The organism is Mesorhizobium sp. M1328, assembly GCF_040318075.1.
GTDB lineage: Bacteria > Pseudomonadota > Alphaproteobacteria > Rhizobiales > Rhizobiaceae > Mesorhizobium.
The window spans coordinates 225,480-242,030 of sequence record NZ_JAMYLO010000005.1; the positions used below are offsets into that span (position 1 = coordinate 225,480).

Sequence of the window (16,551 nt, forward strand, 5' to 3'; positions counted from 1 at the left end):
CAAGATTCCGTGGCCGCTAACCTATCGAAATAGTCAGCCTCAAAACCTGTGCACCAAACGTGCAGGGTTCACGGCCTTGGAGAGTTCGGGCTAGAGAACGCTTATTCAGCCGCAGTGGCGGGCGGCATGGTTGCTGGGCACGCGTCACGTAGCCACGCTAGAACAACTCACGCGCCGCGTGCGCATCCGGGCTATCGTGGAGCTTGCCGACCAGCTTGCCGTGAGGCGCGATAAGTTCACGCGCTTTCTCGACATCTCCACGGCTTCGAAGACAGCGAGCGAGTTCCACAGCGATACGCAGTTGGCCAATCGCGGAACGCTGCAAGGTAGCGACGTTCGCAGCCTCGTGGAGCATCTTCTCGATCTCGTCAGGTCCGCCACCGCTCCTTTCGCGGATACAGGCTTCGATCCTAAGTACTTCGGCGAGCTGGAAATAGGTTCCGTTGTAGCGGCCGAGCTCGAGGGCAGCTTCAACCGACTTGCGAGCGCTGTCCAGCCTGCCGCTGTCGCCAAGCGCTTCGGCGTAAAGGCCTATCAGATAGGGCAGCCCCATTTCAGCGCCGGTCCGGCGAATGGCAGATATAGCTTCCTCCATGCCGCGCAGGCCAGCCTCCTGTTCCCCAAGCCGGAATTGCCCCCATCCAACCTGGAACGCGGCTTGGCCGATAAGGAGCGGCAACTGGGACTTCTCTGCTATCTGCAGCTCGCTTTCCGCCGCCCGAAGCGCGGCCGCAGGCTCACCCGCGAACATATGGAGGTAGCTGGTCCCCCAATACGCAAGTGCCATGCTCAGCGGATGCTCGAAACGTCCGGCGAGTCCGATTGCGTCTTCGCACCGTAGCCTTGCCTTATCCGGCTCGCCGGCCAGCCAGGCTGACAATCCCGCGAAGCAGCGGCAGCAGACGCCCGGGTCATGACCGGAGTATTTGTACGTCAGATAGTGATCGCGGTCGGGGTCGTAGAGGCCGATGGCGCGTTCCGCATGGCCATGGGCCGCCGCCGTCTCCCCAAGGAAGAAATTGTTGGTCCAGAACATGTGCTCGGTTTCGATCGCGAGACCGGGGTCGCTGTCGTCCTTAACCATGCCAGCCCATCGGCAGGCCAGTTCCTGCGCGGCTGCCGGCTTACCGCTAAGCATGTAGTATTGGGCTCTCCCGCGCAGCGCCGTGAACAGACGCGCCTGGTCGCCGATCTTGCCGCAAAGTTCCTCGGCACGCTCGAATGCGGCGAGCACTTCGGTCGCACCCCAACCACGAGCCGCCATGAGGGCCACGCCCCTCGCGAGCTGGAACTCGATCTCTTGCTCATCGGCGTCGGCGACATCGTTGCTCCTCAGCAGCCTGAGCCCAAGGTCCAGCTGCTCAAGTGCACTGACGTGCGCCGACCGCCTGATCGCCTTGCGAGCCGAGATCAGAAGATAGCCGACGGCTTCGTCCCAAAGGTGAGCCTGTTGCGCGTGTCTGGCCAGGCGTTCGCTGTGCTCCTCAAGCCGGTCCGCGTAATGGGCCTTCAGTTCGGCAAGCGCAGTCCTGTGGAGCTCGATGAGCGCCGACGATACGATACGTCCTGACACAGCAGTTCGGATGAGGACGTGCTTGAAGCGGACGAAAGCCTCGGGAAAAACCTGAAGCTCCACCAGGAGATCGGCCTTCTTCAAATTCTGGAGGGCGGCATCGAAGCGCAGGCTCGACAGCGCCGCCATCGTTCGTAGCAAGGGCACCGGAATCTCTCCGCCGAAGATCGAGGCGACCTCGGCCACCCGCTTCGCGTCCTTGTCGAGACGTTCGAAGCGAGCGTCGACGATCGTCTGGATACTCGCCGAAACGACGATCTCGTCGACCTCGCCAGAAGGCCGGTAGCGGCCCGGCTCCCCTTCCAGCTTGCCGGTCTCGGCGAGGGCGTGGACGGTCTCTTCCAGGAACAATGCATTGCCCTTGCACGCATCCGAGACCGCGCCGCGGAGCCGCTCGAGCTCAGGGTCCCTGCCAACCAGGTAGTCAAGAAATGCTGCTGCTTCGGCCGCATTGAAGGCCGGCAGGCGGATTTCGGAAGGTCCTGCAGCGGCGAAGGCACCGCGATCGTATTCGGGCCGACAGGTCAGGATAAGCAGGCAGCGGACAGTGGGCAGTGCCTGCGCCAGCCGCACCAGGACCCCCTCACTCTCGGCGTCTATCCAATGAAGGTCCTCGACCAGGAGAACGACGGGCTTCCTGCGGCCAAGGAAGAGCAGAAGCCCAACCGCTGCTTCCTGCATGCGCCGGGATCGCTCCTGGCCAGAAATGATAGCCCAGTTCGGATCCTGAACGGGCAGCTCCATGACTGCCATGATCGGATCGAGGAGCCGCTCATCGAAGCCCTGCGCGCTTTGCGCGGCCAGCACCTTGTCGATAGCGATTGCCGGGGCTTCGGTGTCGCCCACGCCGAACAGAGCCTGCGGCAATTTCCGAATAACTACGAAGCCGCTGCGCAGGTCCGTTTCGAGCGCGCCGACCTCCAGATTCTCAGCGTCATCGTGAGGGATGGCGCCAACGAATTCATGCGTGACACGCGACTTGCCGTGACCGGGATCGCCGACCACGAAAACCGTCTGACCTTCGCCGTCGAATACGTCATGCCAGGCCTTGTTCAGAATCTGCAGCTGCATCTCGCGGCCGACGAAAGGCGACAGCTGCGTTTCGGCGCGCAACTGCCAGCGCGAGCGGCCCCGCCTGATCTCGCTCACTTCAAAGAGCCGCTGGTTCTTCGGGTATTCCGACAGAAGTGGCGCTGCCAGCGCTTCCATGCTGACGAAGCCGCCAGCCGATGCCCGGGTCCTGGCGGTTGCCACCACGAGATCGCGCCCCAACGCCTGGCACAGCGTATGGGCCACGGACACCGGCCCGCCGCGCACCTCCAAAGCCCGGTCACGTGCCGGGCCGACGATGACGATGCCTGTGTCCAGGGCAGCACGAACTCCGGTCATCCAATCGCCGTGGCGCAGCGCGAGCTCGCGCAACGCGAGTGCGGTCCGGCAGGCAAGCGCTGCATGTCCTTCGAGCGGCTCGGGCGCGCCGAACGACGCGACCAGCTCGTTCTCAGAAATCGCCAGAACCGTTCCTCCGTTGTCGCCCACGAGTGCGGTGGCCTGCGTGAGGAAAGGATCGACCCGCTCCAGCGCGACGTCGGCAGGCAGGCTCTCCATCACCGGTTCGGCGTATTGGAAATCGGCGCACAGGATCGTTGCCTGTCGCCGGGTCCTCGGGTCGACCGCAACGACCGTTTGCGCCTGAAGCGCCTCGTTGGCAAATGCCGACGCCTCGATAATGAAGTTGCGGAACGCGGGTTCCTCGGCAAGCAGGATGTGATTGGCGCTTTCCAGTTCGACGAAGCGGGCACCGGTTATCGATCTGGCGAGCTCCAAACCTTCCGAGAAAGGCGCGACCCGGTCGCCGTTGGCATGCAGGACGAGCGCTGGCACATGCAGCCGTTCAAGCGATCGCGATATGTCAACGTCGGCAAAGGCAAAGCTCAACCGCAACGCATTTTCGGGCGAGAGCGTCCGGCGCTGCAACTCGTTGAACCAATCCATCTGCACGCGATTGGCGCCCGCCTTGAACAGCAGGTCGTAGACCGCCGCCTTGTTCTGGAAGGCGATGTCGGCGACCTCGGCGGGGAGCGTGAATACGACGTGGAAGTATCCGACCGGCAGCAGGTCGGCCTCTCGCTTGGCGAGCCATGTCCGCGCGGCCGCGCCCTGGCACTTGGGACAATGCCGGTTGCGGCAGGAATTGTAGGCGATGCGCCACTCGCCGCGGTCCTCGCAGGCTTCGACATGCCCGCCGAGGGCCGCGGTGCGACATTGCTCGATCGCCGACATTGACCTTGAGTTGCTGCAGGCTCAGATGACCCGCATAGACGGCCCGATAGGCGGGCCCGGCGGCACGGAAGATGTCGGCGACCTCGACAGAGGTGCGCACGGCTCAGCCGTCGGGCGAGATCTCTCCCGGCTTGAACAGGCCGAGCTTGTCGAGCGGGCTCGTCACCGTTCGCACCGTGCGGGTCGCGACCTTGGTATAGAAGGCGGTGTTGTTCAGCTTGGCGTGCCCGAGCAGGACCTGGATGATCCGGATGTCGGTGCCGTCTTCCAGCAGGTGGGTGGCGAAGCTATGGCGCAGCGTGTGTGGCCCGACCGGCTTGGCGATGTCGGCGGCCTGGGCCGCCTCGACGACCACGCGATAGAGCTGCCGCGTGCTGATCGGCTTCATCGGATGCTGCCCCGGAAACAGCCAGCCATCGCGGTGCATCACGCCCTGCTGCCGCCCGACCTTCCACCACTGGCGCAGCAGCGCGAGCAGGTCCTCGCCCGCCTTTGCCGCGCTCGACGCGCAGCAGCATGCGCTCGCTGTCGACGTCGGCAACCTTCAGCATCGAGACCTCGGCGACGCGCAGGCCCGCGCCATAGGCGACCGAGAGCGCGGCCTGCTGCTTGAGGCAGGTGGTGGCGTTGAGCAGCCGGGCAACCTCGTCGCGGCTCAGGACCATGGGCAGCTTGCGCGGATGCGCCAGACGAACGAGCTTGCGCGCCAGATCGGGACGATCAACCGTATGCGTGAAGAAGAAGCGCAGCGCCGACACGATGCTGTTCATGGTCGGCACGGGAACGCCGTCGTCCTGTTGCCTGATCTGGAACCGGCGCAAGTCGTCGGTGGTTGCTGTGTCTGGTGATCGCCCAAGGAATGTCGCCAGGCGTCCGATGTCGCGAAGATAGTTGCGTTGCGTCTCCCGGGAGAAACGCCGCATGTTCATGTCGTCGATCAGCCGCTGGCGCAACGGGCTGATCGAAGCTTCGAGAACTGGATGAGGCATGGTCAGGCTCCTTGTTGAAGAAGCCTGTGATGCTCTGCCGCTGCCGAACCCCGCTCAACGCAGGCGCAACGACCGGTTCTTGATCTCTACCTCAACCGCGGGCGCCCTCCCGCGCAGCGGGTCGTCTAATCGCTCGGCCGTCAAGGGGGTGAGTGCAAGGCAGTCGTCCTTTCTGTCCATGCTCGTCGTCTAATCGCTCGGCCGTCAAGGGGGTGAGTGCAAGGCAGTCGTCCTTTCTGTCCATGCTCGTTCGTTCGTATGCCGGGTACAGGGTCGTCTACGCGGTCGATGCAAAGATCGCCGCAGGATGAGTTTCGCAGGTGAGATCTTCCTATGTTCGTTGCGCAATCTGCTTAACGAAGCAGTTGCTTCCCGCTTCGCGGAATGATCTCAGCCACGTCCCGGCAGGGACGGCTCGGTGCGTCCTGTAAGAACGCTATTGGTTGAATGGCCTGAAGAAATCGTCGTAGTCGAGCGTCTGCAGGATCAGGCGGCGGCGGGCGTTCCTCCGCGCGGATCGAACAGCTCGCCCGTCCGGAGCATCGTATGCATGATCACTGCCAGCTTGCGCGCCAGGGCCACGGCCGCTCGCTTGAAGCCGAGCCGTTCTTTGAGCTCCAACGCCCAGGTTCGCAGGGTGCTGGTATCCGTCGACCGGTTCAGGATGACCGCGGCCGCCTCGTATAGCAGTCCGCGCAACTGATTGTCGCCACGGCGCGAGATATGTCCGTCATTATCCACCTCGCCGGACTGGTAGCGTCTCGGGGTCAGGCCTACCCATGCGCCCACGGCGCGCGAGTTCCTGAAGTTCGCCGGATCCTCCACGGCCGCGGCAAAGGCGGTGGCTGTGACGGTGCCGACACCGGGCACCGACATGAGCAGACGGCAGTGCTGGTCTTCACGAGCCATCGCGGCCAGTTGCTTGCTCAGCTCTGCTATCTGGTATCGAATATCACTCCATGCCCTAAGCATTGGCACGACGATGCGCGCCAGCTTTGCTTCGCCCTGCAGAAGATCGTGAACGTTGCGCTCGAACACGCTGCCGGCGCCCTTGGGCACGACAAGGCCGAACGTCTTCATCAATCCGCGGATTTGGTTGGATATCTGCAAACGCATCTTGAGAAGCTGGCGCCGCGCGGTGATCAGCGTGCGGATCAGCATGCTGTCGAAACCTTTGACCCGAACCTCTCGGTAGAAGCCGACCTCGGCCAGATGTGCCAGGCCATCGGCATCGTTCGCATCGGTCTTGTTCGCGGCCATGTCGAGCGCTGCCTTGGCATGCCGCGCGTCGATGCAGATCACCGGCAGCCCCTCTGCCGTCAGCGCATGGTAGAACCACACCGACAGCGGTCCCGTCTCGAATACGACCCGCCGCACATCGGGTGCGCGCTTGCGGATCAGCGCCGCGAGTAGTTGAGGGTCGGACGCGCACTTGCCCCGCCACATCCTTTTGCCGTCCTGCCGGATCGAAATTGCCGTCTCTTTCATGGATACGTCGAGACCGATATACTGCTCCATGGCTGTCCTCCGTTCGATGCCTGGGCCCGGTGTCCATCGTGAGCCCGTTCTTCATCCTATCGGGGGACAGCCAGCCGGCTAGAGCTCCGAACATCGCCGCCACAGCTTTGGTGGCCACCGCTCCCGCGATTACGTCATGTTCGTTCCTCGGCCCCAAAGCGGACGTGAAGAGGTAGGCGCACCCCAGCCTGCCATTTGGATGGCCAGCTTAAGAGCCAAGTCGTCATCAAACACTCTCCGGGCTGTACATATCGAATGGAAACGTGATCCTAAATACCCCGTTATCAGGACCTGCGTTCTTCGCTTTCACCAGAGTTGCAATAGTCTCTGATGCAAAACGCTCTATGGGGTGTGACAGGATCAGCGAAATCGTACCGTCTATCAAAGCAGCCCGCGTATCTTCAAAGAGTTCATAGCCGACGGTAACGAAGTCTTCCCGTTTTGGAGTAGCCCTGAGTGCGGCTATCGCACCTGTAACACCACCCCCTGAGATGAATAGTCCGCACATATCCGGATGGTCTGTCAGCAGCTTTTCGACATGTTCACGGGCAACCACGGCTGACTCGTAAGTTGGCAACGGTTCGAGCAGCGTGAATCCCGAATTATGTTCACGGAAGTAAGAACGAAACCCGCTTTCGTTCATTTCCTGGTTTCGCAATCGGTGGCTGCCCACAAGAATGCCTATTTTCCCCGGCTGTCTCACCATGCGGTCAAACGCCCAGGCAGCGGTGCGTCCTACTTTCCAATTATCGAGCCCCACAAAGCTGATGCCTCCCTTGGCCGTGAGGGGGCCGATAAGTGAAACGACCGGCACGCCGCTTTCAAGAACTGCGTCAATCGCGTCAGCAACGGCAGGATGCTGCGGCGCTACAATCGCAAGTGCTTCGCACCGCCCGCCGAGCGACTGAATATGTGCCGCGACTTTCTCCGGCGTGAGGTCTTCCATATACTCGACCATTAGATCGATATTGCAGGCAGGATAAGCTTCCGCAGCTTGCGCAATTGAATCGCCGAGTAGGCGATAGAAGCGTCTCTCCCGTCGCTGCAGCAAAACCCCGACACGGTGGATCACCTCTTGTGCCTTCGCCGCCTGCTTGATGGTGCCAAGTCCGTAGAAGCCGATTTCCTCAGCGGCTGCCAAAACGCGTGTGCGCGTATTGCTCCGGACCGATTCGGGCTCGGACAGTACTCGATTGACCGTTGACACGGATACACCTGCAGCTTTTGCCAAGTCTGGAATGGTTGGTCTCTTCATGTTAAAAAATTCCATTACTCTGGCTTCGGCATCTCAAAAAATATCATCCATACAAATTTTCGAAATGATTTGAGACGAAGTTCTGAAGCGATAGTAATCCAGATTGACCTGAACGATGTCAACGTAGCATTCATTACGCGTTGACAGTGCTCAGCGATCTAGGAGCCGTCAGCGCCTTGGGGGAGGCCCAGCGCACAATTTGGACGAGGAGGCTCAACGTCGTTGTGTTGAGATCGCGGACCTGCGCGTGCCTACCGGGATCGGCCACACGGCCAAAAAAGGCAAAAAAGTATGTCGAGCCGCAGCCATGCGGCTTTAACCTGAGGAGGAATTCGACATGTCGTTCACCAAGAAAATCGCTACCGCAGCCATGGCATTCATGCTGGCATCCAGCGCTCATGCGGGTGACACGGATATCGCCGTCATCGTGGGTTCGGCCCAAGATGGCTTCTGGAACATGGTCAAGAAGGGCGTCGATGATGCTTCGCTGATGGTCAAGGCTAATGGCGGCACCGTCAATTTCATGCAGACCCAAAACTATGACAACTTCGGCCCGGACCTCGCTTCGCTAATCGAACAGGCTGTAGCCCAGGGCGCTAAAGGTATTGCTATCCCAAACTGGCTGCCAGAATCCGAAACCCCTGCCCTTAAGGCTGCGCGGGACAAGGGCGTGGTGATCATCTCCTTCAACGCTGGCCACAGTGAGATGGATAATTACGGCTCGCTAAACTATTTCGGGTCGGACGAATATCTGGCAGGTGTTGAGGGTGGCAAGTATCTCGCTTCTCATGGTGCAAAGAAAATCCTCTGCCACATCCAGAACCCAGGTGCCGTAAATCTCGAGACCCGCTGCAAGGGCGTTCAAGACGGTGCGAAGAAGGCTGGCGCAGACACCTTCATCCTCCGTGTTCCTGCTAACCTTGACCAGGACATGAATGGTACCTCTGAAGCAATCAAATCCGAGCTGATCGCGGATCCGTCCATTGACGCCGTCATCACGCTCGCTGCATGGGCTGCAGATGCTGCCGCTAGCTCCATCGATCAGCAGAGCAAGACCGGCAAGATTGAGCTTGGCACCTTTGATATGTCGGCCTCGGTTCTGGATCGCATTTCAAAGGGCACCCAGACCTTCGCAATCGACCAGCAGCCTTATCTGCAGGGGTTCCTCGCAACCTCCATGCTGTTTGCAAACCTGAAGTTCGGCACTGCGATTGCGACGAAGCCGGTTCTGACTGGTCCCGCGATTGTCGACAAAACCAATGTTGCTTCGGCAATCGAAGGCGTCAAACTCGGCGCACGTTGAGGCTGGCCCGAGGCTGAGACCTGGCCGCTAACCTGGCCGGGTCTCATCCATGCTCCCTCTATGCAACTTCGTCTGCGGCAACTGAGGATTTTGCTTCCATGACCGCCACAAACCTAAGCACCAACACCGTTGAAACACCCGCCATCGAGAGTGAATCGGCCGTTTCATCCATCAAGGCCTTTTTTCGCACCCCTGCCGCTGGTGCTTTCATGGGTTTCGTGGCTGTATTCATCCTTTTTGCGATGTTCGGATATAGCCGCAACTTTTTGTCCGTGGCTGGTGTAACTACGTGGGTGAACTTCGCGTCACTCATAGGAATGATTGCAATTCCGGTCGGGTTCCTGATGATTGCCGGTGAACTCGATATTTCAACCGGTGCGGTACTTCCCGCCTCCACGATGACAGTTGCTATTGTCTGCGAGCACTATCAGATGCCTGTGCTTGTCGGTGTAGCTGCAGCGCTTGCCATCGGTGCACTGATCGGCTTCATCAATGGATACATCGTAACCCACACGCGCGTGCCGTCGTTCATCGTGACGTTGGCGACGCTCTTTGCAGTGGCAGGCCTCACGCTCTACCTGTCGATCTTCTTCATCAACAACACCAATTCCTTCTATCATGCGCCAGATTGGGCTAAATCGCTCTTCGGCGGGAAGGTGTATGGCTTCAATTCTTCCGTCTTCTGGTGGGGTGGGCTTGTCGCAGCATTCGTCTTCTTTCTGCATTACTCTCCCAAGGGAAGCTGGGTCTTTGCTCTTGGTGGAGACCAAGAAAGCGCGAGAAACGCAGGTATTCCTGTAACCAGGATGAAGATTGCACTCTTCATGCTGTGTTCCATGTCGGCGACCTTTGCTGGCGTCCTTCAGGTGATGACATTCAGCTCCGCAACGTCTCAGGCCAATTTTGGCCTAATCTTCAACACCATTATCGCCGTGGTCGTAGGTGGCGTTCTCCTCACGGGTGGTTTTGGTACTGTAATGGGCATTGTCTTCGGGGTGCTCACCCTTTCCATTGTTACCCAAGCTATTGGTTTCACAGAGATCGACAGAAACCTGTCTTTCCTAATTATCGGTGTCATGCTTTTGATCGCTGTCCTGCTCAATGACACGTTTCGTCATTTGGCCACCAGCTGGTCGACGTTCAAGAAGAAATAGGGAGAGCGGCAATGTCCGATAAGAAACCCGTTCTCGAGTTTCGAAACGTCGACAAATCGTTCGGCCATATTGATGTTCTGAACGATATCAACCTCAAGGTCGGTGAAGGTGAAGTGCTCTGCCTGCTTGGCGACAACGGCGCGGGTAAGTCGACGCTCATCAAAACGCTGTCTGGTGTCTATCAGCCGACGCGTGGCGAAATTCTGATGGATGGTCAGCCCGCACTGTTCTCCAGTCCCCGTGAGGCTCAGGAACGCGGGATAGCTACGGTTCACCAATTCGGTGGGACATATCCATTGATGTCCATAGGACGTAACTTTTTCATGGGTTCGGAGCCGACAAAGGGTTGGGGACCGTTCAAATATTTCGACCGCAAAACCGCCGCCCGAGTGGCAGTTGCAGAGATTCAGAAAATGGGGATCACACGCATCACCGACGGTAATCGTTTGGTCGGTGGCCTTTCCGGAGGGGAACGCCAGTCGCTCGCGATTGCCCGTGCTGTCTATTTCGGAGCTCGTGTTCTCATTCTTGACGAGCCGACGGCAGCCCTCGGCGTCAAGCAGGCTGCTCACGTACTGCGTATCGTCAATGAAGCTAAGCGTCGTGGCCTGGCGGTCATTTTCATCACCCATCAGGTGATGCATGCCATGGCAGTGGGCGATCACTTCGCAGTGCTCATTCGTGGTGCAATTGCAGCTGACTTCCGCAAGGGGGAAAAGACACGCGAGCAGATCGCTGATCTGATGGCCGGTGGTGAATCCATGGCGAGTCTCGAAGCCTCTATTGAAGGCTATATGGAGACCCATGACGGTCTTCCGCCACCCCCCGCTCACTGAGTGAATATGGGCATAGCCGCCAGGTAGCGGAATTTGTTGAATGGAAAGCGGTTGGGCTTTGGCCAACCGAACGCAAGGAGTTTGTCCAATGGTGCGTGTAGCAGTCATTGGTGCAGGGCTGATGGGCGCTGACCACGCCAGGATCGTCGTGGAGGAAATGCCGGGCGCGACCCTTCAGGTGGTCTGCGACATGGATAAAGTCCGCGCTCGCAAGGTGGCCGATGCCCATGGTGCGGCAGACGTTGCAAGTAATCCGGAAGCCGTGATTGCCCGTGCCGACGTGGATGCGGTGATCGTCGCGAGCCCGGACTTCACTCATGCGCCGCTGTCACTCGCCTGCATCAACGCGGGCAAGAAGGTGCTCTGCGAAAAGCCCCTATCGCAGTCCTCGGCCGAATGCCTCTCGATCATGCAGGCCGAACAGGAAGTTGGTCAAAAGTTCGTCCAGCTCGGCTTCATGCGGCGCTACGACCAGTCCTATGTCGAGATGAAAGAGGCAATTGAAAATGGCACGCTTGGCCGAGCCCTGATGATGCACAACTTCCACCGCAATGTGGAAACGCCAGCCTCCGACTTCACCGGTGCCATGGCAATCACCAATTCCGCCCCGCATGAGTTCGACGTCGTGCGCCATGTACTTGGCACCGAATATGCCTGGATCTCTGCCTTCCAGCCGAAGCGCTCTGATCGACGCGTCGCGCCCGTGTTCATGGTCCTCGAAACCGTCGATGGCCAGCTCGTCAACATCGAGATCAACAACAACGCTGCGTACGGCTACGACGTTCGTGCCGAACTCGTGGGCGAGCAGGCGAGCATTTCCATGAGCCATGTCGCTTATACCCATCTCGAACGCTCGCTTGGCGTCCACACCGGCTACGATGCCGATTGGCGGACCCGCTATTTCGATGCCTATCGCCGCCAGAACCGCGCCTTCCTACGCTTCGTCGACACAGACGTGTTTCCCGAGATCGCATCAAGCTGCTGGGATGGCTATGCCGCAGCAGTTGCCGCCGAGGCAGGCGTAACGGCACTCGCTTCCGGGCAGAAGCAGCTCGTCACCATGATTTCCAAGCCGGAGTTCTACGCATGAAACTGGGTTTTGTATCTGACAGCCTCGGCGGCATGCCGCTCGACGACCTTCTCGACAACGCTGCACGCATGGGCGTCTCCGGTATTGAGGTCAACACCTGCGGCTGGTCGACCGCACCGCATTTCGATATCAAATCCATGCTGGGTAACACGGTCGCGCAGAAGGACTTCCTCAAGGGCTTTTCAGATCGTGGGCTTGATGTGATCAGCCTCAATGCCAATGGCAATCCGCTTCACCCGACCGATCCGGCTCAGGGCGAAGGTCTGAAGAACACCATCCGGGTCGCAGGCGAGATGGGCATCAAGACGGTCTGCACCATGTCTGGCCTGCCTGCGGGCAATCCGTCCGATACCATGCCAAACTGGGTCGTCTCTTCCTGGCCGCCGGAAACGCAGGCGATCCTCAAATACCAGTGGGAAGAAAAACTCTTCCCGTTCTGGACCGAGATCGTGGCGCTGGCAAATGAATGCGGTGTGGAAAAGATTGCGCTCGAACTGCATGGCAACCAGTGCGTCTTTAACGTGCCGTCGCTCCTGAAACTCCGTCAAGAAGTCGGCCCTGTCGTTGGCGCGAACCTGGATCCCTCGCACCTCTTCTGGATGGGAGCCGATCCGCTGATAGCAGCCGAGGCATTGGGGGAGGCCGTCTATCACGTCCATGCCAAGGACACATTCCTGAACGCGCCCAAACAGGCAGTGACCAGCCTCCTCGAAAACGGCAACCTGACAGACATTCCAGCCCGCTCCTGGTCATACATCACACTCGGCTTCGGCCACAGTGAGGAGTGGTGGCGACAGTTTTGCTATCGCTTGAAGATGGCTGGCTACGACGGCTGGCTTTCAATCGAGCATGAGGACGTGCTTCTCAACTCACTTGAGGGCCTCGAAAAATCCGTGGCCCTTCTCAAGGGTGTCATGCCGGTTGCACCGGCCGATTTCAAACTTCAGGAAATCTAAGATGAGCTTCCAACTTGCCGCTTGCGCCGAAATGCTCTGGCGCGAAAAACCAATCGAATGGCGGGCAAGCCGCCTGAAAGAAATGGGCTTCGGCGTCGGCCTTTGGAACTGGCCCGCCTGGAATCTTGATGCGCTTGAAAAAACCGGTGCCACCTTCACTATCATGAATGGCTATCTCGAAGGTCGGCTCACCGATGCAGAAGGTTGTGAGATGCTTCTGGCGTCTGCCACGGAAACGGCGAAGGTCGGCAAGCGACTCGGTGTCCACCGCCTCAATCTGCATGGCACAGGGCTTGGCGACATGGGCATTCCGATTCCGAAGATCGGTGCCTTCGCGCCGGGCAAGGAACAGCGGGCTCGCGATACACTCAACCGCATCTGCGATCTGGCAGAAGCCGAGGGTCAGGTCTTCACGTTAGAAAACCTCAACCCAATCGATCATCCCGGCTGCCCCTTCGGCTCGACGGCAGACGTGCTTGCGCTCGTTGCAGCCGTCAACCGCCCGCAACTGCGAATTAACCTCGATCTCTACCATACCCAGATCGGTGAAGGTGATCTTATCCGCTGGTGTGAGGCCTGCCTGCCCTGGATCGGGGAAGTTCAGGTGGCTGATAATCCCGGCCGTTGCGAGCCGGGCACGGGCGAAGTGAACTGGCATGGCGTCGCAAAAGCCCTGAAATCCATGGACTACGCGGGGCCGGTCGGTATGGAAGCCTTTGCCTCCGGTGATCCGGAAGCTGCACTCGAAGCCTTCCGCACCGCTTTCACTATCTGAGGTTGTTTTCCTGAGAGGATCATCCGTGTCATCCACCATCCTGAACGTCGGCCTTTTGGGCGCAGGCCGTATTGCTGGCGTCCATGCCACCGCCATTTCCACCAATCCCGGCAGCCGCCTTGTGGCTGTCTCCGACATCAAACAGGCCGCCGCTGAGAAGATCGCCGCCCAGTATGGCGCCGAAGCCCGCTCGACCGATGCGATCCTCAATGATCCCGCCATCAATGCCGTGCTGATTGCCACCTCCACTGATACCCATTCCGACTTGATCGAGCGGGCGACGGCAGCGGGCAAGGCCGTGCTTTGTGAAAAGCCTGTCGACCTCAGCCTTGCAAGGGCACAGGCTTGTCAGAAGGTGGCCGCCGCTACCGGCAAGCCGGTGATGATCGGCTTCAACCGCCGTTTCGATCCCAACTTTGCGGCTCTCAAGGCAGCAGCCGACCGTGGTGAAATCGGCAAGACGGAACTGCTCTCGATCACCTCTTTCGACCCCGCGCCGCCGCCGATCGCCTATATCAAGGTTTCGGGTGGTCTTTTCCGCGACATGATGATTCATGATTTCGACATGGCTAATTTCATTATGGGGACAGCGCCGGTCTCCGTCTCGGCGGTGGGTACATCGATTGTCGATTCGGAAATTGGCGCGGCAGGCGACGTCGATACCGCCGTCGTGACCCTTGCCTATGCGGATGGCCGGATCGCCGTGATCAAGAACAGCCGCCGAGCCGTCTATGGTTATGACCAGCGGCTGGAGCTTCTCGGCTCCGAAGGGCTGCTACAGGCGCAGAACATGTTGGAAAACACCTTGGTCAAGTCCACGACTTCCGGTGTCACCGGCGCAAAGCCCACCTATTTCTTCCTCGAACGCTACATGCCCGCCTATGCGGCGGAATGGGCAGCATTTGTCAACGCTGTGAAGACAGGCTCGGCTCTGCCGGTCAACCTTGATGATGGTGTAGCAGCACTCGCCATGGCGGAAGCTGCAACCCAGTCTGCAAAGAACGGATTCCCCGTGAAATTGGCAGAGGTTCTTGGCTGACCGTTCGGAGAAGCAAAATCCTCCTCCTGTCCGATCTAGCGGCCCCCCGAGCTTCGGATCGAGCCGCCGCATACTACTGATTTACCGGAGGATGGTGCACGCGAAGGACTTGATCAACGAGCTGCTGCAACTACAGGTACCGGCCGCAGGATATCAGCTTCAACGATGGTGCGGACGCCTCCGAGAGAGTACATGGCGCAGGCCTGTGGTTCCATCCAGGCAAAGTTCAGGGGTTAGATGTCAACCTCCGACGGCCCTTCCCAATAAGTCATAGCCGAACATGCACCGGAAGCACGATCATGAGCACGGAAAAAACCATTCGAAACCCGACGACCATCGCCGAGCTAAAGGATATGATTGTAGCAACCAGGCTTAGCCTCCCAGAGCAACAGGAGCGCGTCGCACGCACGGCTCTCGCCCATCCGGAAATTGTAGCATTCGGCACCGCGCAATCGCTTGCGGACCGATGCGGAGTGTCGCCCTCAACCGTGGTCAGAGTGGCCACTGCTCTCGGGTTCGATAACTTCAGGGAGTTCCGACAGGTTTTCCGTCAGCACATCCGGGAGATTTCGATACGAGCCGCGGACACCCTATGCTGACAGGAAAGCCGCAATAACCGCCATAAATCACCGTTATCCAACGTGAACCTAACCGATGATCGGTCCTTGGTTCGACCCCTTTCAAGGCGGGCATCGCTCACTTTCGCAGTGGTGCCCAATCGGAAATAGAAGATTAGCTCGCTGAACGTCGGCTTTGCGCCTCATGTCGGCCGTTGAGGCGAACTTTGCCTCCGCCCGAAAGCGGCTGACCAGCCTTTGAAGGTCGCGCTCGCGCCAAGAACGGACCGTCGCAAGCCGTGGATCAGCCGACCTCGATGTTCATCTCGGCGATCAGACGTTCACGCCCGGCTAGCGAGTTCAGCGCCTTGTCGCCGAGTTCCCGGGCGACAAGGTTGAGCAGCGCTTCGCAAAAAACGACATAAGCGCCCATGCTGTTCGAATAGAAGCTGCTGGCGTGAGGGATGAAAAAGGCATGCTCGGCAGGAGGAACGAGCGGCGAGGATCGGGAATCCGTGATCGCGATCACGGCCTGGCCATTCGCCGCCGCGATTCGAGCAACCTCTGCAACGCTGCGCGTATAGGGCGCACAACTTGCGACGATGACAATGTCGCCCCGATCAAGCTGCGACAGTGCTTCGGCGACGCCGAGCCGTGGCGCGTCCAGCAGTGCCACGTCGGAGCGCACCATGCCGAGGCAATAGGTGAGAAAACTGGCCAGGGAATGGAATTGACGCACGCCGTGAACGCGCACGCGGCGAGCGCTGGCCAGCAGCCTGGTCGCCCCCTGCAGCGAAACGCCATCCAACTGGCCGAGGAAGCCGTCGACATTTGCCGCCGTTTCCCGCGCCAGCCGCTCGAAGACCTCGATCTCCGCATTACCGACGGACCGCGTCGCTAGAAGTCGTCCGGCCTGGCGACTGTAGAAATACTGCTGGTCATTGGCGATGGCCTTGCGGAAGACGGCCTGGAAATCGCTGAAGCCTTCGAAGCCGAGACGCTTCGCCAGCCTGGTCAGGGTCGACGGATTGATGCCGAACTGATTTGCAAGTTCCGAAATCGAACGGACCGCCGACTGCTCCGGTGCTTCCACCAGCTTGGCGAAGACGTCGTGCGCCTTCGAGCCGAGTGAAAAGCCCGCCTGGTCACGGCCGACCGAGAGCGCGAGCGCCCTCAGATCCTCGATGGTGCGCGGCGGCTCGGCAACGGGTTCCTCTGGCATC

At 59.6% G+C, this 16,551-nt stretch carries 12 protein-coding genes and 2 pseudogenes; 8 read left to right on the plus strand and 6 right to left on the minus strand.

All coding sequences use genetic code 11. The annotated features are described in order from the left end of the window. Positions 1-157: 157 nt before the first annotated feature. From NKH23_RS13815 to NKH23_RS13835, 5 genes and pseudogenes are all read right to left on the minus strand, one after another. A complete protein-coding gene (locus NKH23_RS13815) occupies positions 158-3,568 on the minus strand; it encodes an AAA family ATPase (RefSeq protein ID WP_352975987.1) in 3,411 nt (1,136 codons plus the stop codon). A gap of 9 nt (positions 3,569-3,577) precedes the next feature. After that, positions 3,578-3,956: pseudogene (locus NKH23_RS13820) on the minus strand (IS91 family transposase); the annotation flags it as partial. A gap of 3 nt (positions 3,957-3,959) precedes the next feature. Beyond that, positions 3,960-4,845, minus strand: a pseudogene (locus NKH23_RS13825) (site-specific integrase). Positions 4,846-5,331: 486 nt separating this feature from the next. After that, positions 5,332-6,363: an IS110 family RNA-guided transposase gene (locus NKH23_RS13830; RefSeq protein ID WP_352975955.1), complete on the minus strand. Its 1,032-nt coding sequence runs from the start codon at positions 6,361-6,363 to the stop codon at positions 5,332-5,334. Positions 6,364-6,589: 226 nt separating this feature from the next. Further along, entirely contained in the window at positions 6,590-7,633 is a 1,044-nt protein-coding gene (locus NKH23_RS13835) for a LacI family DNA-binding transcriptional regulator (protein ID WP_353034949.1), read from the minus strand. 322 nt (positions 7,634-7,955) lie between these two features. Between NKH23_RS13835 and NKH23_RS13840 the strand changes: the two genes are divergently transcribed. The 8 genes from NKH23_RS13840 to NKH23_RS13875 all read left to right on the plus strand — a co-directional run bounded on the left by NKH23_RS13840 (position 7,956) and on the right by NKH23_RS13875 (position 15,370). After that, entirely contained in the window at positions 7,956-8,921 is a 966-nt protein-coding gene (locus NKH23_RS13840) for a substrate-binding domain-containing protein (RefSeq protein WP_352975949.1), read from the plus strand. Positions 8,922-9,019: 98 nt separating this feature from the next. Further along, complete coding sequence (locus NKH23_RS13845) at positions 9,020-10,075, plus strand: ABC transporter permease (protein WP_352975947.1); 1,056 nt, start codon at positions 9,020-9,022, stop codon at positions 10,073-10,075. Between the two features lie 11 nt (positions 10,076-10,086). Continuing rightward, positions 10,087-10,911: an ATP-binding cassette domain-containing protein gene (locus NKH23_RS13850; RefSeq protein WP_352975945.1), complete on the plus strand. Its 825-nt coding sequence runs from the start codon at positions 10,087-10,089 to the stop codon at positions 10,909-10,911. Positions 10,912-10,999: 88 nt separating this feature from the next. Beyond that, positions 11,000-12,001, plus strand: coding sequence for a Gfo/Idh/MocA family oxidoreductase (locus tag NKH23_RS13855; RefSeq protein WP_352975943.1), 1,002 nt, complete (start codon positions 11,000-11,002; stop codon positions 11,999-12,001). Then, a complete protein-coding gene (locus tag NKH23_RS13860) occupies positions 11,998-12,957 on the plus strand; it encodes a sugar phosphate isomerase/epimerase family protein (RefSeq protein ID WP_352975941.1) in 960 nt (319 codons plus the stop codon). The genes NKH23_RS13855 and NKH23_RS13860 overlap by 4 nt, the downstream gene beginning before the upstream one ends. 1 nt (position 12,958) lies before the next feature. Next, positions 12,959-13,732 carry a TIM barrel protein gene (locus NKH23_RS13865; RefSeq protein WP_352975940.1) on the plus strand — a complete coding sequence of 258 codons (774 nt, stop codon included), beginning with the start codon at positions 12,959-12,961 and terminating at the stop codon, positions 13,730-13,732. A 37-nt stretch (positions 13,733-13,769) separates the two neighbouring features. Next, entirely contained in the window at positions 13,770-14,771 is a 1,002-nt protein-coding gene (gene iolG / locus NKH23_RS13870; protein WP_352975986.1) for an inositol 2-dehydrogenase, read from the plus strand. A gap of 353 nt (positions 14,772-15,124) precedes the next feature. Beyond that, a complete protein-coding gene (locus NKH23_RS13875; protein WP_352583292.1) occupies positions 15,125-15,370 on the plus strand; it encodes a MurR/RpiR family transcriptional regulator in 246 nt (81 codons plus the stop codon). A gap of 262 nt (positions 15,371-15,632) precedes the next feature. Here NKH23_RS13875 and NKH23_RS13880 read toward each other — a convergent pair whose 3' ends face one another. After that, positions 15,633-16,550: a MurR/RpiR family transcriptional regulator gene (locus tag NKH23_RS13880; protein WP_352974277.1), complete on the minus strand. Its 918-nt coding sequence runs from the start codon at positions 16,548-16,550 to the stop codon at positions 15,633-15,635. Between the last annotated feature and the right edge of the window lies 1 nt (position 16,551).